This window comes from Peptoniphilus lacrimalis DSM 7455 (genome assembly GCF_000378725.1).
Lineage (GTDB): Bacteria > Bacillota > Clostridia > Tissierellales > Peptoniphilaceae > Peptoniphilus_A > Peptoniphilus_A lacrimalis.
In genome coordinates, this window is record NZ_KB900369.1 from 146,959 (window position 1) to 167,226 (window position 20,268).

18 protein-coding genes are annotated in these 20,268 nt (G+C 28.6%); 3 read left to right on the forward strand and 15 right to left on the reverse strand.

Annotated elements, in window-relative coordinates:
* Position 1: 1 nt before the first annotated feature.
* From mutL to yfcC, 9 genes are all read right to left on the reverse strand, one after another.
* Entirely contained in the window at positions 2 to 1,891 is a 1,890-nt protein-coding gene (mutL, locus tag F594_RS0103585; protein WP_019034583.1) for a DNA mismatch repair endonuclease MutL, read from the reverse strand.
* Entirely contained in the window at positions 1,892 to 4,492 is a 2,601-nt protein-coding gene (mutS, locus tag F594_RS0103590; protein WP_019034584.1) for a DNA mismatch repair protein MutS, read from the reverse strand.
* The gene (gene miaB / locus F594_RS0103595; RefSeq protein WP_019034585.1) at positions 4,485 to 5,888 is read right to left on the reverse strand and encodes a tRNA (N6-isopentenyl adenosine(37)-C2)-methylthiotransferase MiaB; all 1,404 of its coding nucleotides are present in this window, start codon (positions 5,886 to 5,888) and stop codon (positions 4,485 to 4,487) included. The genes mutS and miaB overlap by 8 nt, the downstream gene beginning before the upstream one ends.
* A gap of 80 nt (positions 5,889 to 5,968) precedes the next feature.
* The gene (locus F594_RS0103600; RefSeq protein ID WP_019034586.1) at positions 5,969 to 7,345 is read right to left on the reverse strand and encodes an NAD(P)/FAD-dependent oxidoreductase; all 1,377 of its coding nucleotides are present in this window, start codon (positions 7,343 to 7,345) and stop codon (positions 5,969 to 5,971) included.
* Positions 7,346 to 7,356: 11 nt separating this feature from the next.
* Positions 7,357 to 7,923, reverse strand: coding sequence for an HD domain-containing protein (locus F594_RS0103605; protein WP_019034587.1), 567 nt, complete (start codon positions 7,921 to 7,923; stop codon positions 7,357 to 7,359).
* A 106-nt stretch (positions 7,924 to 8,029) separates the two neighbouring features.
* Positions 8,030 to 9,442, reverse strand: a complete 1,413-nt coding sequence (locus F594_RS0103610; RefSeq protein WP_019034588.1) for an alanine/glycine:cation symporter family protein — start codon at positions 9,440 to 9,442, stop codon at positions 8,030 to 8,032.
* A gap of 18 nt (positions 9,443 to 9,460) precedes the next feature.
* Positions 9,461 to 10,387 (reverse strand): glutaminase A, encoded by a 927-nt coding sequence (glsA, locus tag F594_RS0103615; protein WP_019034589.1) that lies wholly within the window; start codon positions 10,385 to 10,387, stop codon positions 9,461 to 9,463.
* A 153-nt stretch (positions 10,388 to 10,540) separates the two neighbouring features.
* Entirely contained in the window at positions 10,541 to 11,737 is a 1,197-nt protein-coding gene (gene iadA / locus F594_RS0103620; protein ID WP_019034590.1) for a beta-aspartyl-peptidase, read from the reverse strand.
* A gap of 9 nt (positions 11,738 to 11,746) precedes the next feature.
* Positions 11,747 to 13,459 carry a putative basic amino acid antiporter YfcC gene (gene yfcC / locus F594_RS0103625; protein WP_019034591.1) on the reverse strand — a complete coding sequence of 571 codons (1,713 nt, stop codon included), beginning with the start codon at positions 13,457 to 13,459 and terminating at the stop codon, positions 11,747 to 11,749.
* Between the two features lie 335 nt (positions 13,460 to 13,794).
* Here yfcC and F594_RS0103630 point away from each other — a divergent pair, with 335 nt between their 5' ends.
* The 3 genes from F594_RS0103630 to yfcE are packed head-to-tail and all read left to right on the forward strand — an operon-like array spanning position 13,795 to position 15,568.
* A complete protein-coding gene (locus F594_RS0103630) occupies positions 13,795 to 14,910 on the forward strand; it encodes a sodium ion-translocating decarboxylase subunit beta (RefSeq protein ID WP_009346111.1) in 1,116 nt (371 codons plus the stop codon).
* Positions 14,911 to 14,929: 19 nt separating this feature from the next.
* Entirely contained in the window at positions 14,930 to 15,046 is a 117-nt protein-coding gene (locus tag F594_RS10040) for an OadG family protein (RefSeq protein ID WP_407675531.1), read from the forward strand.
* On the forward strand, positions 15,047 to 15,568 hold the full coding sequence (gene yfcE, locus F594_RS0103640) for a phosphodiesterase (protein ID WP_004824094.1): 522 nt from the start codon (positions 15,047 to 15,049) through the stop codon (positions 15,566 to 15,568). It begins immediately after the preceding gene.
* 151 nt (positions 15,569 to 15,719) lie between these two features.
* Here the strand turns inward: yfcE and F594_RS0103645 are convergent, their stop codons facing one another.
* From F594_RS0103645 to F594_RS0103670, 6 genes are read right to left on the reverse strand one after another with little or no spacing between them, the layout of a single operon-like run.
* On the reverse strand, positions 15,720 to 16,607 hold the full coding sequence (locus F594_RS0103645) for an RluA family pseudouridine synthase (protein WP_019034592.1): 888 nt from the start codon (positions 16,605 to 16,607) through the stop codon (positions 15,720 to 15,722).
* Positions 16,607 to 17,065 (reverse strand): signal peptidase II, encoded by a 459-nt coding sequence (gene lspA, locus F594_RS0103650; protein WP_019034593.1) that lies wholly within the window; start codon positions 17,063 to 17,065, stop codon positions 16,607 to 16,609. Before lspA ends, F594_RS0103645 begins: the two co-directional genes overlap by 1 nt.
* 10 nt (positions 17,066 to 17,075) lie before the next feature.
* On the reverse strand, positions 17,076 to 17,852 hold the full coding sequence (locus tag F594_RS0103655) for a YlmH/Sll1252 family protein (protein WP_019034594.1): 777 nt from the start codon (positions 17,850 to 17,852) through the stop codon (positions 17,076 to 17,078).
* Positions 17,846 to 18,295, reverse strand: coding sequence for a cell division protein SepF (locus F594_RS0103660; protein WP_004824125.1), 450 nt, complete (start codon positions 18,293 to 18,295; stop codon positions 17,846 to 17,848). Before F594_RS0103660 ends, F594_RS0103655 begins: the two co-directional genes overlap by 7 nt.
* A gap of 14 nt (positions 18,296 to 18,309) precedes the next feature.
* Positions 18,310 to 18,996, reverse strand: coding sequence for a YggS family pyridoxal phosphate-dependent enzyme (locus tag F594_RS0103665; RefSeq protein ID WP_004824148.1), 687 nt, complete (start codon positions 18,994 to 18,996; stop codon positions 18,310 to 18,312).
* A gap of 13 nt (positions 18,997 to 19,009) precedes the next feature.
* Positions 19,010 to 20,254: an HlyD family efflux transporter periplasmic adaptor subunit gene (locus F594_RS0103670; RefSeq protein ID WP_004823960.1), complete on the reverse strand. Its 1,245-nt coding sequence runs from the start codon at positions 20,252 to 20,254 to the stop codon at positions 19,010 to 19,012.
* Positions 20,255 to 20,268 lie beyond the last annotated feature (14 nt).

Below are 20,268 nucleotides of genomic sequence, written 5' to 3' on the forward strand. Positions count from 1 at the left end.
TTCATTCCCTTAAAAATAATTTTGCAATAGTAGTTTTCTTTATATCTATAATTGTTGGTCTGCCATGAGGACAGGTATATGGATTTTCACAATGAATTAAAGAATTTATAAGCTCTTTAACTTCCATATTTGATAGTGTATCTCCTGCTTTTACTGCCTTTAGACAAGCTCTTTTCATAACCTTCCACATATCAGCCTGATAATTGGAATATATTTTATCATCTAATGAATCTATTATATCTCTTATGAAACTAACATATGTTGGAAATCCAAAAATCATTGGAACTTCCCTTAAGATTATAGAATTCTCACCAAAAGAGTCAATAGAAAAGCCTAAGTCTTTGAAAAGATGAAAATTTTTTTCAATTTTCATATACTCGCTTGCGTTTAATTCAATAATTTCTGGTTTTAACAAAACTTGCGAATTAATATTACTATTCAAATACTGTTTCTTATATTTTTCATACATTACTCTTTCATGTGCAGCATGCTGATCAACTAGATAAATGAGATCCTTATTTTTGTTTTCTAAAATAATAAAAGTATCAAACAAAATACCAACAATTCTCGTATTAATTAAATTACTATCTATGACTTCTTTGTCGTTTAGAAAAGAATCCTCTTGAAACTGTTCTAAGCTAGGAATATTATCATAATTAGAATCTTCCGTTTTATCCTCGATATTATCTATATCGTTGTTATTATCTAAATTTTCTTCATACACATCAAAAGGTTGATAATTTTCATGAAAACTTTGACTATCTATATCAAATTCTTTTATATAATTATCACTTGGTTCATAAGTAGGCTCTTTAAAATTTATTAAATTATCATTTGATTTATCGTCAAATATATCGAAAACATTCAAATTTACTTTTGGTTCGTCTTCTATTTCTCTTATAGACCTGTTAGGATATAAAACTTCCTCAACCATTTCACATAAAATTGCTATCAAATTATTTTCATTAGATAGTTTAACTTCATGTTTTTTAGGATGGATATTAACATCAATTAAGCTTGAATTAATATCAATAAACAAAATAAAAACAGGAAATCTGTTCAAAGGAATTAAAGATTTATATACTTTTTCTATTTCTCTTGATATTTCTCTATTAGTCACATACCTACCATTAATATAAATATATTGGTGATTTCTAGAAGACCTAAATAATTTATTATTAGAAAAATATGCTCTTATTTTATAATTTTCACTAGAGAAACTATTTTCTATTAAATTAGTTGCTATTTCTCTGCCTAAAACATTGAGTATATGATTTTTATAATTTGAATTTTTATATGAATTTAATAAAGTCTTTCCATCTCTTATATAAGATATTGATACTTGAGGGTTTCCTAAAGCAATCTTTTGTATAACATCAAAAATTAAGTTGAATTCAACATTGTCAGCCCTTAAAAATTTTTTCCTAACAGGAGTATTATAAAAAATATCTTCAACGTAAAATGTTGAACCATGCGGCATACCAACATTACTCTGTTCAATAATTTTACCATTTTCAATTTTTGTTGAAGTTCCCGCCAAATCTTCGGAATTTTTTGTTAACAACCTAATTTTTGCAATACTTGATATACTTGCTAAAGCTTCCCCTCTAAAGCCTAAAGTAGTTAATTCTTCAAGGTCTTCAATTTTTGAAAGTTTTGAAGTTGAATGTCTCATAAATGCAAGTTCAATTTCATCAGCTTTAAATCCACAACCATCATCAGTAATTCTAATAAAATCAGTTGGTGAATTTTTTACTTCAACTGTGATATTTTTTGCTCCAGCATCAATAGAGTTTTCTAAGAGTTCTTTAACAACAGATGCAGGATTTTCTATTATTTCTCCAGCAGAAATTTTAGAAATAGTATTATCGTCTAACAAAACAATTGACATTTAAATCTCCTTTGATTTTTCTATTATTTCATTTAATATTTTAAAAGCATCCATGGGCGAAAGATTATTTATATCAATATTTTTAACTTTTTCGATAAATTTGTCTTTTTTTATATCAAAAATAGACTTTTGTTCAAAGTTATCAATTTTGAAATTTTTATTTAATTTATTTTTGCTCTTATTATTTTCTAAAGAATTAAGTATGTCCCAGGCTCTTTTTATAATAAAATCATCAATTCCTGCAAGTTTTGCAACATCAATCCCATAAGAATGATTTGAAGGTCCATTAATAATCTTTCTTAAAAAAATGATATCTTCCTCTTCCTTTTTTACTGCTATAGATAAGTTTGAAATAGATGGGTACTTTTCTTCTAGAGAGCAGAGTTCATGGTAATGTGTGGCGAATAAAGTTTTTGCTTTTAGGTTAGTTGCTATATATTCAAGAATAGAATAGGCTATTGAAAGTCCATCGTATGTTGATGTTCCTCTGCCAACTTCGTCTAATATTAATAAAGAGTTTTTACTTGCGTTATCAATAATATTAGCTACTTCTTTCATCTCAACCATAAAAGTAGACTGACCCATAGCAAGGTTATCAGAGGCGCCTATCCTTGTAAAAATTTTATCTAAAACACTAATATTTGCATATTCACATGGTACAAATGAACCAATATGAGCCATTATTGTAATAAGAGCAACCTGACGCATATAAGTAGATTTACCCGCCATATTAGGACCTGTGATTATATGAATTAAATTTTTATCGAGGTCTAAATACGTATCATTTGGCACAAAAAGCTCATCCTTATAATTTTCTTCAACTATTGGATGTCTACCTTTTTTAATATCAATTAGTCCTTCTTTATTTAATAGAGGTCTTTTGTAGTTATTTCTTCTTGAAACTTCTGATAATGAAACCAAAACATCAATAGCAGATATAATTTTTGATAAATTTTGAAATTTTATAATATTTTCCAGCAAAAAGTTTTTTAATTCACTTAAAATCTTACTTTGCAATCTCAAAGCCTCTTCTTTAGAAACTAGGAGTTTTGATTCCATTTCTTTTAGTTCTACTGAAAAATATCTTTCACTTCCTACTAAAGTTTGCTTTCTAATATAATCACTAGGAATTTGACTTATATTAGACTTAGTAACCTCAATAAAATATCCTAATATTTTATTATATTTAATTCTAAGATTTTTAATTCCAGTCTTCTCTTTTTCTTTCTTTTCAAAATTTAATATCCAATCTCTTCCTTCTTCTTTAGCTGAAAAAAGTTCATCTAGTTCCAAAGAATATCCTTTTTTTATTACCCTTTCATCTTCAATTATTGATGGAGGATCATCAATAATTATCTGGTCAATTTTTTCAGAGATAAAATCTAAATTCTCGATTTTAACAGATAGATTTTTTAAGTTATTATTATTTTTACCTAAAAGTTTCTTTATTTCAAAGGATAGATTAATAGTTTCCTTTATGGAATTAATTTCCTTAGGATTTAATGTCTTGTTAGAAATTTTAAGGCTTAATCTTTCAATGTCATATATATTTTTAAGTCTGTCTTTTATATCTTCAGTAACTAATAAATCACTATTGAAATCTTCTATATGATTTAACCTATCTTCTATTCTGTCAATATTTGTCAATGGACTAGAAAGCCATTTCTTGAGAAGTCTTGAGCCCATTGACGTTTTACACTTATCTAAAATTTCAAGAAGTGAACCTTTTTTGTTATTAGTATTAAGACCCCTTAATAATTCTAAGGTTCTTTTTGAATTTTCATCTAAAACTAAATTTTTATAATAATCATAATAGTTAAAATTATTTATGTGGTTAAGATGAATTTTTTGAGTTTTGAATAGGTAATCCAAAAGTATTTTAATAGCAGTATTGTCTGATAATTTTTTTTCATTAAAATTTTTTTGACCAAGATCAGTTAGGTTTTCACATACCAGTTTCCCAATATCAATATTAACAATATCATAATTTTTATAATTAGTTATAAAAAAATTATTAGCTAAAAATTTATTTAATGTTTTAGTTATATCTTCATTAACAAGTATTTCAGAAGGCATTATCCTATAAATTTCATCACGAACGCTACTAAATAATGATTCTTCATCAAGAAAAGTTCTATAAGTATAATAAAGTTCACCCGTGGAAAAATCTGTATAGGCTATATACATATCATATTTTTTTAGATATACTGCCATCAAATAATTATTTTCGTCACTTTTTAAAAAGTCACTATCAGTAAAAGTCCCTGGAGTAATAATTTTTGTAACTTGCCTTTTAACTAAACCTTTTGCAAGTTTAGGATCTTCTACTTGGTCGCATATTGTAACCTTATATCCCTTATTTATCAGTTTAGAAATATAAGTATGAGCAACATGATAAGGAATACCACACATTGGTGCTTTTTGAGCAAAACCAGCATCTCTTTTTGTCAGAGCAATTTCTAGCTCTTTAGAAGCCAATATTGCATCATCAAAAAACATTTCAAAAAAATCTCCTAACCTAAAAAATAATATAGAATCAGGATGTTTTTTCTTAGTTTCTAAATACTGTAGCATCATTGGCGTAGATTTATTGTTATTCAACTTTCACACCTTCCATAGCAAAAGAATTAACAGAAGTGATTTTTACATTCACAATCTTACCAATATCTTCAGCAGACCCATTAAAATTAACTAATTTAAACTCATCATTTCTTCCTGAAATTTTTCTTGAATCTTTTTTAGAAATATCTTCTCCCAAAACTTTAACAGTTTTATTAATAAATTTCTTATTTTTTTCGTATTGAATGGGATATAAAATATCAAGAAGTTTTTGAAATCTTTCGTGTTTTATTTTGTCAGGAACTTGATTTAGACTTTTAGCTGCTGGGGTACCACTTCTCATTGAATAAAGAAAAGTAAAGGAAGTATCATATTCCACCCTTTTTACAAGATCAAGAGTTTCCTCAAAATCTTCTTCAGTTTCTCCTGGAAAACCCACCATAATATCAGTAGAAAGTGCAATATCAGGATTTACTTGTCTAATTTTATCTATTTTTCTTAAATAATCCTCTTTAGTATACTTTCTGTTCATTAGCTTTAATATTCTTGAAGAACCAGCTTGCACAGGAAGATGCAAAAAATTACACAAGTGGTCTAAATCCCTAAACGCATATATCAATTCATCAGAAATATCTTTTGGATGAGAGGTCATAAATCTTATTCTTTCGACACCCTTAATATCATTAATTCTATATAATAATTGTGCAAAAGTAGTCTTATTCTCCAATCCCCTACCATAAGAATTTACATTTTGCCCTAAAAGAGTAATTTCTTTTGAACCTTTATCTATTAGTGATTTAATTTCATCAACAATTTCATCAGCTTCCCTGCTCTTTTCTCTTCCCCTTGTATAAGGAACTATACAAAAAGTACAGAAATTATTGCATCCATACATTATATTTACATAGGATTTGTAAGAATATAATCTATTTGCACCCAAATTATTATCTAAGTCTAAATACTTATTTTGTATATCCATTGAAAGTTTTTGACCATTATAAGACTTATACAGAAGTTCAGGTAACTTCCAGATGTTATTTGTTCCAAAAATTATATCGACATTTTCAAACTTTTCTATAACATAATCTCTTGAAGCTTGTCTTTGCATCATACATCCACAAACTGCAACTTTTAAATTTTTATTAGTTGTCTTTAAATGCTTAAGGCTTCCTAACTGACCATAAACTTTATCTTCAGCACTATGTCTAACTGAGCAGGTATTTAAAATAACTAGATCGGCTTCATTCTCGTCTTCTATTAGTTTGTATCCCATTTTTTCAAGGAGCCATTTTATTTTTTCTGAATCATGTTCGTTCATTTGACATCCATGAGTAATTACTTTAGCCTTTAGAGAATTTTCACTAATTTCCTCCATTTTCCTTATATATTCATTTACACTATCTTGTGAAGTCTTTATTAAATCTATATTTGAATTCAAAATATCCCTCATTTCATAATATTTAATTATACCATAAAGGCTTAAAAAAAGAGAGAACTTTAAGTTCTCTGCCTACAATTTTAAAAATTTTCATTTAAATATCTTGCAACATATACACCACAAGCTGAAGCCTGAGATAATGAATGAGTGGCTCCTCCACCATCTCCCACAACAAATAGACCTTTTTGTGCTGTTTCAAAATTATTATCAGTTTGTACTTTTGAGTTGTAAAATTTAACCTCTACTCCGTATAAAAGGGTGTCATCATTTGCCGTACCAGGAGCAATTTTATCTAAAGCATAAATCATTTCAATTATTGAATCAAGCTGCCTTTTTGGAATAACAAGAGATAAATCACCGGCTGTTGCCTGTAAGGTTGGGACTGTAAAACACTTATCCATTCTTCTTTTGTCACTGCGACGTCCTTTTACCAGATCGCCAAATCTCTGTAACAAAACTCCTCCACCAAGCATATTAGATAGTCTAGCTATAGACTCACCATAACCATTAGAATCTTTAAAAGGTTCCGTAAACTTATTGGAAACTAGTAATGCAAAATTCGTGTTTTCAGATTGCAATTTTTTATCAGCATAAGCGTGACCATTTACGGTAATAATTCCATTTGTATTTTCTGCAACAACTTGTCCATAAGGATTCATACAAAAAGTTCTAACTAAATCATTGTAACCCTTAGTTTGATAGACTATTTTAGATTCATACACTGCATCAGTAATATGTTTAAAAACTTCAGCAGGTAGTTCTACTCTAACTCCAATATCCACTTGATTAGAAAACAAACCAATATTGAAATTCTTACAAATTTTAGAAATCCATTTAGAACCAGACCTACCTGAAGCTAAAATTAGCTTTTTAGATGAATAAACCTGACCCTTATCAGTTGATACAAAATATTTACCATCTTTATAAGATATATCTGTTGCCAATGTCTTAAATGGCATGGTAACATTATTTTTGGTATAAGAAAATATTTTTTCTAATATTTTTACATTTCTATCTGTACCAAAGTGACGAACTTTTGCATCCAATAAATGTAGGTCATTTTTTAAAGCAAGAGTTTTTAAATTAGAATTAGATGTTGAATACAATTTTGATTCTCCTTCATCGAAAGAACACAAGACACTATCAACATATTCCATTAATTCAATAGATTTTTCTCTGCCTAAATATTTATGCATTTCACCGCCAAAATTTGTAGTTATATTATACTTACCATCGGATAATGTACCTGCACCCCCGTAACCATTCATAATGTTACAGGGTACACAACCTATACAAGTTTTAACCCTTCCAGTCTTAATAGGACAAACTCTATTGAAAATATCATTTCCCTTATCTATAACTAAAATCTTTAACTTACTTTTCAATTTTGTAAATTCATAAGATGCAAAGACACCACTTGCACCATTACCAATTATAATAATATCAAAATCATTCATACTACATCCTCTTAACCAAAATATTCATCTAATAAATTTAAAACATAATCATATAAGGCTTTAGATGAGTTTCTAAAAGGTTTTATCCTATTTATAACCATATCTTTACTAATACCAGCCTCTTTCCATGTTCCACCATTATTGTAATAATTTAAAAAAATAGGTAAAATTCTATCAATAAGATTAGCAAATTTACTTTCTTCAGTTTTTGCTTCTTCAAACTCATCGTAGAGATTTCTATAGAAAACAGCCTTTTTTCCACTTAATATAGAAAATATTCTATCAGCAGCCTTCTGTTCTCTTTCGTATTTTGTTTTATAGCCTAAAGTATCATAAGCAAAAGTATCATCTGCATCAATTTCTACTAAATCATGTACCAAAAGCATTCTTATCACTTTATTCTTATCAATATCATTATCTGCATAATCTTCTAAAATCATGGAAGAAATTGCGACATAAAAACTATGCTCAGCATCATTTTCTCTTCTGTCATTCGATAGGTTTATGCTTCTCCTAAAAATAGATTTCATTTTGTCCACTTCCAAAATAAAATCTAAATCTTTTCCTAAATCTTTCATATTCTACCCCTACCTCAAGCTATATTTTAACATAGATTACAATTTATTATAAATATTTTATAAAAAAAAATCTGCCGCTAATAGCGACAGATTTAATAAATAAAAATTATTTCCAAAAATCTAATTCTTCTGTAATTCCAATATCTTTATAGTGGAATACGGGATTTTTGCCAGAATTTTTTTGTTTTTCGTAGTCTTTTAAACAATCAATAGCCTTCTTACCTAATATTAATATTGTTGGTAAGTTTATTATAGCCATAATACCCATTAATAAATCAGAAATATTCCATGCAAGATCAGCTTCTTGAACTGTTCCGAATAAAATAATTACCGCAGCTAATATTCTGTAACAAACCATGAATTTTTTACTTGGCACTTTTCCATTAATGTATGCAAGATTTGTATCTACATAGAATAGATTTCCGATAAGAGTTGTAAATGCAAATAACACTAAAGAAAATACAATAAAGTGATATCCGTATCTACCTAAGAAAGTTGACAATGCTTCTTGAACATATGGTGCACCACTTAATTCTTCTGTAGGTGCTACTCCTGAAGATAGACACATAAAAGCTGTGGCTGTACATATTAATAATGTATCTATGAATACAGATAACATTTGTACCAAACCTTGTTTTACAGGGTGGGATACATCTGCTGAAGCTGCAGCATTAGGTGCAGAACCAATACCTGCTTCGTTAGAATACAAACCTCTCTTAATACCATACATCATAGAAGAACCTGCAATGGAACCAAAAATTGCCTTAAAGTTGAAAGCGTCAGAGAAAATTTTTGAAAATACTGTTGGTATATAAGTGATATTAAGTATAATCATGACTATGGCAACTAATATATATATAACTCCCATAATTGGTACCAAAGTTGAAGCAAATTGAATAATTCTTTTTCCTCCCCCTAAGATACAATATGCTGTTACAAGAGCTAATACAATACCAATAATCCAAGGTGTAACATTTGGCTTATAGAAATCATAAGCTTTAAATGCAGTTTGTAAATTAAAAGCTGCAAGCATGTTAAATCCAACAGCATAAGTTAATATTAAAGATATAGAGAAAATAATACCTAAAGTTCTATTTTTTAAAGCTGTTTCAATATAATAGAATGGTCCACCGTAGCTATTGCCATCTTTATCACGTCTTTTATAAATTTGTGCTAGTGTAGATTCAATAAATGCTGATGCTCCACCAATTATAGCAACGATCCACATCCAAAATACTGCTCCGTATCCTCCCAGACAGATAGCTGTGGATACACCAACAATATTTCCTGTACCAACTCTTGAAGCAGTAGAAACCATTAAAGCTTGAAAAGATGAAACTGAACCTTCCTTATCTGGTTTTTCTAAAACAACACGTATTGATTCTTTAAAAAGTCTTCCTTGTAAAAATCCTGTTCTAATTGTAAAATATAGACCAATCGCTAATAATAAAATAATTAAAATTGGATAATATATCCATCCGTTAATTGGTTCAATTATAGAATTTAATAAATTTACCATATATAACCTCCTTTGATTTTAATAAATATTTAAATTTAAATCCTTTGAAATAGATTCCAGCATCCTTGTGCCCACATAAGAATTTCCGTGGGAATCAAGTCCTGGACAATAAACTCCTATTCCATATCCAGCTTTTGAGGCGGTAACAATTCCACCACCAACCCCACTTTTAGCAGGTAAACCTATTCTAATAGCAAAGTCTCCGGAATAATCATAAGTTCCACAAGTAGCCATGAGTGTCCTTATAATTAAGGCATGTTCTTTTTTTAAAATTTGATTACCTGACATGTCCTTACCATCTCTTGATAATATAAAAGATAAATTAGATAAATCATGAGCATCTACTAAAATGGAACATGATTTGAAATATGTGTTTAGTAAATCATCGACATTGATATTCTTATCTATTATGTCTGAATTTAATAACATATAAGTTAAAGCTCTATTTGCGAAAGCACTAGAATTTTCGGAATTATATATACTTCTGCTATAATCAAGCTTATCATTTCCAATAATATCTCTTGTGCGGTTTAAAATTAAATCAAATGTATTATTGCCATATTTTTTTTGCAATAGTGAACAAGCAACTATAGCACCCGCATTAATAAAAGGGTTTACTGGTATATTTTTATTAGATAATTCCAATTCTATAATACTATTGAAAGGCTTTGAAGATGGTTTTACACCTATATATTGTTTGATGTAATCAAACTCATGGTTTTCCAAAACACATAGGTAGATAATAATTTTTATTATACTTTGTATAGAAAATTTATATCTACTAGAGCCTATTTCATATAACTTGCCATCAGGAGAAATTAGAGAGCAACCTGCCTTCGTTATATCTTCTTTTGCAAGCTCTGGTATATAATTTGCTGGAAGACCTGCGTCAGTATATGTAATAGCGTAATCATATGCTTTGGTTAAAACTTTATTTAAATCCAATTATTTCACCTCCTTAAAGATAATTACAAGCTAATTGTACTCTATAAGCTTTAATATAACAAGATATTTTTTTATTTACAAATATTATCTATTAATATTTATAAATAAAAAAATCCATAAACCCCAAAAGAGTTTATGGATATATATAACTTATTAATTTTTACTATCTTTTTCGAAAACTCCAAAAACTTTAGGATTTCCATCTTTAACCATAATTTTACCCTTGGCAATAACCATATCAATATCCAAAGTTTTCTCATCTAACAAACATAAATCAGCATCATAATTTTTTTCAATCTTGCCTTTATTTTTTAATTTTAAAATATTTGCAGGATTTACAGTTATAGCTCTAATAGCTTTTTCTAAAGGAATATTTTCTTCAAAAACGCACGCTTTTATTGATTCAAGTAAGCATGAAGATGTTCCAATTCCAATTCCCTTATAATTACCCTTATCATCAAACATAGGAAAAGAACCTTGCCCATCTGAAGTTAAGGTGAAATTATCTTCACTTATTCCTTCTTCAAGAACTCTTTTTATTGCTTTTGAAACTTTCACTTCACCATATAACTTTTCCCATAAATCAGGGTCTGAATTACCTGTAAAATCAATTATTCCACCTTTTTTTGCAAATTTAATACCTTCCTCAAATAAATATGCATTTCTATTTATATGAGTTGGCCAAAATTGACTTATTGGTATTTCAGTCTTTTCCACAACTTCATTTATTAGATCCAAGCATCTTTTACCATCACCTAAATGAGCATTAATTATGCCTGCTTTACCAGAAAGAATGCCTCCGACTCTTGTGTCTGCAACAGTCTTTACAAACTCATCAAAACTTGGTTGAGATGACCTATGGTCTGATAAAGCAATTTCACCTATCCCAATTATTTTATCAATAGCCATAATGTCATTAATTAAATTTTCAGTTAAAGTTTTTATGGGAAGTCTATAGTTACCATCAAAAACAAATGTAGTTATTCCTTCCTCTTCTAATGCTCTTGCTTTGGATAAAAGAGCATTCATATCTCTTCCAACACCATCTGTTCCTAATACGCCAACTACTGTTGTAACCCCAGCTTTTGTTAATATACTTAGTGTAGCTTCAGGAGTTCTGTTAGAAAAACCTCCCTCTCCTCCTCCGCCAAGTATATGAACGTGACCATCAATAAATCCTGGAACAAGAATTTTACCTTTACAATTAATTTCTTCAACATCAAATATACCATTAGAAGAAATTTCAATTTTATCATCAATGGCTATTATCTTATCATTAACAATTAAAACATCTTTTTTTCCCAATTTATCAGGATTATATACGGTAGCATTTCTTATTATTTTAAACATTTTATCACCTTATTGAAATCCTATAGCCATTGCTATACATATGAACGTGATTCCTATAATCATGAAAAATCCTTGCATCTTAACTTGAAACTTAAACCATTTACCCCAATCAATGCCAGCAACTCCTAAAACTCCTATTAAACTTGCGCTTACTGGTGTAAATGCATCAACAAATCCTGCTCCCAATTGATAGCATAATACTGCAACTTGTCTAGAAATACCGACTATATCAGCTAAAGGTGCCATGATTGGCATTGTCAAAGCTGCTTGTCCTGAATTAGATGTAACAACAAGGTTAAATAGACTTTGGAAAATATACATTCCAATAGCTGCTATAGTTTTTGGAACTCCATTTAATAGATTTCCGACATTATATAATATAGTATTCAAAGTTGAAGGAATATTTGCATCAGAACCACCCAAAATTAATAAGATTCCCTTAGCCATACCTACAACCATAGCAGTTCCTGCTAAATCAGCTACTCCATTTTGAAAAGCCTGAGCCATTGAATTTATAGTCATATCATTTAACTTAAAAATAATAGCAATAAATCCAGCTACAAGTCCCATAACAAAAAACTGTGAAGCTATTTCAGGTATATAATAGCCTTTTGAAGTAACACCCCAAATTATCCATATAAGCCCTAACAGAAGTTCTAATAATATTAACTTATGTCCTAATTTAAATTCCTTTTCTTCTTCACTCAAATTTTCATTGGAAATTCTAAAATGTGCATCTTTTTCATGCATAGGAGAAAGACTAGGATTTTTTCTAATCTTCTCTGCATATCTCATTGTATAAGCAGCCGCTAATATTGTTGTTACAAACCACATAACCAAACGAAATCTCGCCCCAGATAATACAGGAACTCCAGCTATACCTTGGGCTATGGCAACAGAAAAGGGACTCATCCATGAAACAGCATTACCTACTTGACTAGCTACATAAGTAACAGTTACAGCAACTATTGAGTCATAACCTAAAGCTATAACGAAAGGAACCATAATCATAGAAAATGGTATAACTTCTTCTGCCATACCAAAAGTTGCTCCACCTAATGAAAAAAGTATAAAAAACATTGGTATAGCCATTCTTTCAAAGCCTTTAGCCTTAGATATAAAAGCATAGATTCCCGCATCTACTGCACCAGTTTTCATTATAATACCGAATGCTCCACCCACAACAAGTATAAGTGCAGCAACACCAACTGCGGTACCATATTTATCTCCTGAAACTAAACCTTCAAACACATAATTTAAAACACCAAAACCGCCAAAATCTTCAGTTCCCCATAATTTTGCAGTTTTATGAAGCTTAGAACTTGTATCGTATATTTTATCTCCATAAATAGAATATAAAACATCATCAGTTATACCTGCTTCAGAAAGTGCATCAATATCAATTTCATCTTTGCCAATAAGTTCGCCAGCTTTTTGGGAATCAATTCCCAACTCTTGTACTTTTACATTATCATTTAAAAGTTCTGGCAATTTACTCTTTATAAATTCATCATTTAAGGGATATGAATATCTAAAAGTACCTTCAATTAATACAGTTTTGGTTTTTGTATCACCATTTGCATCTGTGTACTCAATATCGTGAGTAGAAAACTTTCCTGCTGGAACTAAAAAAGTCAGAATCCATGAAAAAATAACTACACAAAAGATAATTGCATATGTATGCGGAGTTCTAAACTTTGTCAAATCTCTATTCTTTTTCATTAAATCACTCCTTTACAATAAAACGAATAGGATAACATTTTTATTAAATTATAGCAAATTTTTCCTAAAATTACTAAATATATATTTAATTGAATAATTCTTTATAATCATCATTTCTAGTAAATAAAAAAATTAAGATGTAAATTTAAAAGATAAATACTTATTTAAAGAAATTAACATTATAAAATATGTTTAAATAGAATTTTAAAAGATTATCTATAAATAGGTACTATTTAAAGCTTTAAAATTACTTTGATAATATCATAATTTCAAAAAAATAATATTATCTTGAGAAAAAATTCAATTATAGATATAATTAATCGTTAGGAGGTATTATGGAAATATTATTACAAGGTATAATTAATTTACAAGTAAATCAGATAATTATGTTTATTATTGGAGGGTTATTAATTTATTTAGCTATAGGTAAAGAATATGAGCCTTCCTTATTATTACCCATCGGTTTTGGTGCAATAATTTGCAATATACCCTTTTCATCAGCAATTGGTGATGAAGGTTTTTTGACAATATTATATAATATGGGAATTGCAACTGAACTTTTTCCTGTCTTAATTTTTATCGCCGTTGGAGCTATGATAGATTTTAAACCTTTAATCTCAAGTCCATTTATGTTATTTTTTGGAGCTGCCGCTCAATTTGGTATTTTTGCAACTATGCTTTTTGCCTTATCTACAGGTAGATTCACTTTACCAGAAGCAGCATCAATTGGTATTATTGGAGCCGCAGATGGACCTACTTCAATTTATGTAGCAAAAACTTTTGCTCAAAATTATTTAGCTCCCATTTCTGTTGCTGCATATTCTTATATGTCTTTGGTACCAATTATTCAACCACCTGTTATCAAACTATTGACTACAAAAAATGAAAGAAAAATTAGAATGAAGTACACAAGTGTTGAAGTTCCAAAAATTGTAGAAATTTTATTTCCAATTTTTATAACGATAATTGCAGGAGTTTTAGCTCCAATGTCTGTAGCTTTGATAGGTGCTTTAATGTTTGGTAATTTAATTAGAGTCTGTGGTGTTTTAGAAAGACTTTCACTTTTTGCCCAAGATGGACTAGCAAATTTAGTAACTATTTTATTAGGCATAACTATTGGTGGAACTATGAAAGCTGAAGCCTTTTTAAATATAAACACTTTAATGATAATGGCAATGGGTCTTGTTGCATTTATATTCGATACTGCAGGAGGAGTTATTTTTGCAAAAATTCTTAATTTATTTTTAAAACATAAGATTAATCCTATGATAGGTGCAGCTGGTATTTCTGCTTTTCCAATGTCTGGTAGAGTTGTTCAACAACTCGCTACAAAAGAAGATCCCACAAACTTTATTCTTATGCAAGCAATGAGTGCAAATGTTGCTGGTCAATTAGGATCTGTCGTTGCTGGTTCCATGATTTTAGCACTTGTTCCAATGATAATGAGGTGATTAAATGTATATGGATTTAATGAAACAAGGTTTCGAAGTTGCCTTTCTGGGTTTAGGTGGAGTTTTTCTTGTATTAATATTATTTTATCTTTGCACAAAGCTCATGCTTAAAATTTTCACAAAAAAGGATAGTTAAATGAAAATAGGAGTTTTATCAGACACACACGGATCCTTGGTACAAACTAAAAAAGCTTTGGATGCTTTAGGAAAATGTGATTTGTATATTCATTTAGGTGATGTACTTTATCATGGTCCAAGAAATCCTTTGTTTAAATCATACAATCCACAAGAATTAGGAATTTTTTTAAGGGATAAAGAAATTACTTATATTAAGGGTAACTGTGATAGCGATGTTGATTGCATGTATACTGGTAAAGATATAAGCAAAAAAGAAAGATTTTTTAATTTGGGAAAATTAAAAATTTATGCCGTTCACGGCTATGAAGAATCTTTAGAAGAAAGAATAGAAAGAGCAAGAAAATTAGGGGCGAATGTGCTTTTATTCGGTCATAGTCATATTAAAATGCTAAAAGAGGATAAGGGACTAGTAATAGTAAATCCTGGTTCAACTTCTTTACCGAAAGATGGAAGTCCGTCCTGTGCTTTATATGAAAATGGAAAATGGAAATTAATACAATTAACTGAAGATTATAAATAGTAATAAAGCTTTTAATTAAAAGTTAAGGTCTTAATATGTTGAAACATTAAGACCTTTTTATTATTAAATAAAACTTATTAAGCCATGGTATCTTTATTATAAAATGAAATTTTTTCTTAACCAAAGAGCTTAAATATATAAAATAAATAGTTTATTTGATTTTATCAATAAATTTTTTAAATCTGATAGGAAATTCGTCTGTAAATTCCATTTTTTGATTTGTAATAGGATGATTAAAAATTAGCTTATATGAATGTAACATCTGTTTATCAATCTTAAAGCTATTTTTTCTCCCATAAATAATATCACCAAGAACAGGATAACCAATATATGCCATATGAACTCTTATTTGATGGGTTCTTCCTGTTAAAAGATTTATATTTAAAAGGGAATACTCTTGAAATTCCTTAAGTTTTTTATATTTGGTTATGGCTTGTTTTGAATTTTTATAAACTACTGCCATCTTCTTTCTATCATTTGGGTTTCTACCTATCGGCTCTGCTATAATTCCACTTTCTGGGGTTTTACCATGAACAATAGCTAAATAATATTTTTTAATTTGTGAATTTTTAAATTGGTCTACTAAATTTATATGAGCCTGATTGTTTTTTGCTATTATCATTAACCCTGAGGTGTTTTTATCAAGTCTGTGTACAATTCCAGGCCTTAAAGGGTCCAAATTTGAAAGTTGGTTTTTAAATTTATATAAAAGCCCATTAACAAGCGTGCCACTACTATTTCCTGCCCCTATATGAACTACTAAATCCTGAGGCTTAGAAATTACAGCAATATCCTCATCTTCATAAATAACATTAAAATCAATTTTTTCGGCAAAAGGTTTACTATCTTTTGGATACTCAAGGCTTATTACATCATCCTCAGAAAGTTTATAACCCGCCTTAACATTTTTATTATTTACAAGGACTTTTTCATTATCAATCAAATTTTTAATTTGTGAACGTGAAAGGTCAACAAGTTTTGCTAAATATACGTCAAGTCTTTGCCCAAAATTTTCCTTGTCAACTTTAAACGTGTCCATTAATTACCCTTTCTTTCGTAATAAATACTATATAGAAAAGCCAAAATACATCCACAAACAATAAAAGCATCAGCAAAATTGAAAACTGCAAAGGAATATCCAAAAATATTAGTGCTTATAAAATCAACTACATACCCTAATCTGATTCTATCAATAAAGTTTCCGATAATTCCACCTATTACCAAAGCACTAGCTAACTTAGCAAGTGTTGACATTATATCGTAGTATTTTATTAAAAAAATAAAAATTAAAAGTAAACTTACTATAGTAATTATTGTGAAAAAAACTCTGGCATCTTTTAATATGCCAAAGGCAGCCCCAGTATTTTCTGTATAAATAAACCACATAAAATTATCTATAACAGTTAAATTCAAACCATCATATAGATATTTAACTACTAAAAATTTTGAAAATTGGTCAATCATTATAAAAATAATTGATAGTAACGCTACAAACATCCTTCCCCCGCTATTTTGGTATTTTTATCTGACAAAGATACTTATCTTTTTTTGTTGTTTTAAGAATTTTATGAAAAATAATTCTACCATATTTTTTAACTGATATTACATCTGATTCTTTTAATTTGTATGATACTTTATTTTCAGGTGTAAAATTTACTTTCACTAAGTCTTTAGAAATAATATCATAAATTTTTGATCTAGAAAGATTTAGTGCTTGTGATAAAAATGTATCAAGCCTCAAAGACGATGTAACAATATCCTTATAAAAATATTCTATTATTGGTAAAACATCTGTTGATTCTTTCAAACATACCTTAACATTATAATTAGAAATTTTTTCCAAATTATAAAGAATAAAATCCTTAATTTCAATTTTAACAAAAAAATAAGTGAATTCTTTCCCAATTAAAATATCACCTATTTTTCTTCTATCTATTCCCAAACCTATGAGTGAACCTAAAACATCTTTGTGCTTGATTCCAATAATAGTGGGAAACTTCATCGCACAAATAGATTCACTTTTTGGTCCATGCAAAAATGAGGGATACATATTAACTACTCCATATTCATAATCATCATATCCCCCATCAAAAGAATAACCTATATCAAGTGAGTTTAAAATACTTTTTACTAAACCCAATTCATGTGGATTTAAAAAATCGCTTGAGTTATCAACATACGATTTAAGTACAACAAAAGCTTTATCTAAAACTTTTTTCAATTGATATAAATCATCTGAATTATTAATGTTATTTAAAAGATTTTCCTTATTTAATTTTACCAAGGAAACATACCATTGTTTTTTAAAGTTTCCTTTAACCCATCAATTTCAACATTACTTGGTGCTAAAATAAAGATGTCTTTATTTACTTTTTGAATACTTCCATCTAAAGCATAGATAGCTCCATTAACAAAGTCAAATATTTGTCTTTTTACATCGGTATCTAATTGTTCAAAATTTAAAACAATAGCTTTTCTTTGTCTTAAATCATCAACAATTAAAGGAGATTCATCATAAGATAAAGGTTCTTGAACTGTAATTACAAGCCCTAGTGTAGAAGATGTCTTTGTTTTAGTAGAGCGTTTATAATTTGTACTTTCAATAGGTGCTCTATCTTCATGTGTTTCTGGTTCTTCTTGATAATCATCTTGATAATCATCATAATAAGCTTCGTCATCTGCGAACCCAAATATTCTCTTTAGCTTATCAACTGTTTTTTCTGCCATAAATATCCTCCTAATTAATAGATTCTTTTCCCAAAGATTTTTGTGCCAATTCTTACCATATTTGAGCCCTCTTCTATGGCTATTTGATAATCTGAACTCATACCCATTGATAAGTAATCCATTCTGACACTAGATATATTTTCTTTAATGATTTTTTCTTTCATTTCAAACATTTTTCTGAAGAGTCTTCTCAAATATTGTTTATCATCAGTATTTGGAGCTATTGCCATAAGTCCTCTTATGGATATATGCTTGAAATCCATTAAATTATAAATAAATTTAAGAGTATCTTCATATGCTATTCCGCTTTTTTGTTCCTCATTGCCTATATTAATCTGTATAAGGCAATTAACTTCAATACCATCTGAGCCTGCTCTTTTATCAATTTCCTTAGCCAACTTCAATGTATCTAAGGATTGAATCATATTTACTCTATTATATATATATTTTACTTTATTTGTTTGTAAATTGCCAATCATATGATAATTTACAATTGGACCGAGTTCATCAATCTTTGATTTTAATTCTTGTACTCTATTTTCACCAATATCTGTTATCCCCAAATCAATGGCTTCTTTTATAACATCAGTTTCATGATTTTTAGTTACAGCTATTAAATTCACATCTTCATTTGTCAAAGAATGTCGTTTGGCCTTCTCTATTTCTTCCATAACAAATTTCAGATTATCTTTAACTGACATAAGCCCTCCTGACTCAATTTAAAATACGAGATTCATCAACTGTTCTTGGACTTAAAACAACAGCATCATTAATAGTCAATGTTTTATAAGTCTTATCTGCGACTTCTATTAATGATTGCTTGTTTCCTCTGTTAATAAAAACTTTATCAGCCTCTTCTCTTATTATATCAACTGGAACAAATTTAACAAGTCCCTTTATTTCTTGTACATATATACCCATTAAATTATTTCTCTGTATAAGACAAGACTTTGGTATAATATAGCCCCTTGTTTTATCAACAATGATTTTACCTTCATGAATTCTCTTATTATAAATATTATCTATGGAGTCATCTAATGATATTAAGATTGTTGCATTCTTTTGACTTCTGATAATATTTAATACCTTCCCATTAAGTATATCTAAATTATTAATTTTTATCTTAATATTATCTCCTTTTTTATAATTATTTATAAGAGATGCCTTTTGAATTTTAGCTACCACTTCATAAGTAAAATTATCTATTAGTTTAAACATAGGATAGTCTTTTTTTACTTTCAATTTTAAATTATTTTTCTCTACTTTAAAATTTTTATCCAAGTAATCATATGTGAATTTTGAAAACTTATCTGGAGAAAAATAATCTTCAAGTCCATCTATTTCATAAGACACTATCCCAGTAAATTCAGCCCTATAAGAGATATTATATTTTGAAATCTCTTTCTCTAAAGAATCCCTTTTACTTAATAGTTTTTCCTTAGACATACCTAAATATTCTTTTAAATCAGAAATACTAAATGTATTAGTAGCATCCATATCTAGGGCATTAATTTTTTCTGTAGCCCCCTGGAAGTTTTTATTTAAAATATCTTTTTGTATATCTCTATCAAAATTGACTTTTTCACTAACTTCTTCATTTGAATCTTTATTTTTTAAAGCAGCTTTAACTTTTTGCAACTCATCTCTTAAATTTGAAACATCCTCCATAAGATTAATGCTTGCTATTTCATAGCCAACAGCTACCTTTTGACCTTCGCTGGCATTAAAAATTGCAATTCCATCTCCGCCTGCTTTATAAACTTTTTCATTTAAAACATTATAAAAAGTCGTATCTATGTCATTTTCATAAGTGGTTAAAGTTGGAAATACAGTATTGTATGACTTGTAGGTTTTACCTTTAATAATTTTTATAAAAAAACCAAGTATTAATACAAGTACAATAAAAATTAGTATCCTTTTACCAACCTTTTTTTTATTTTTCACTTTTTTTTTATTCAAAACTACCACCTAAA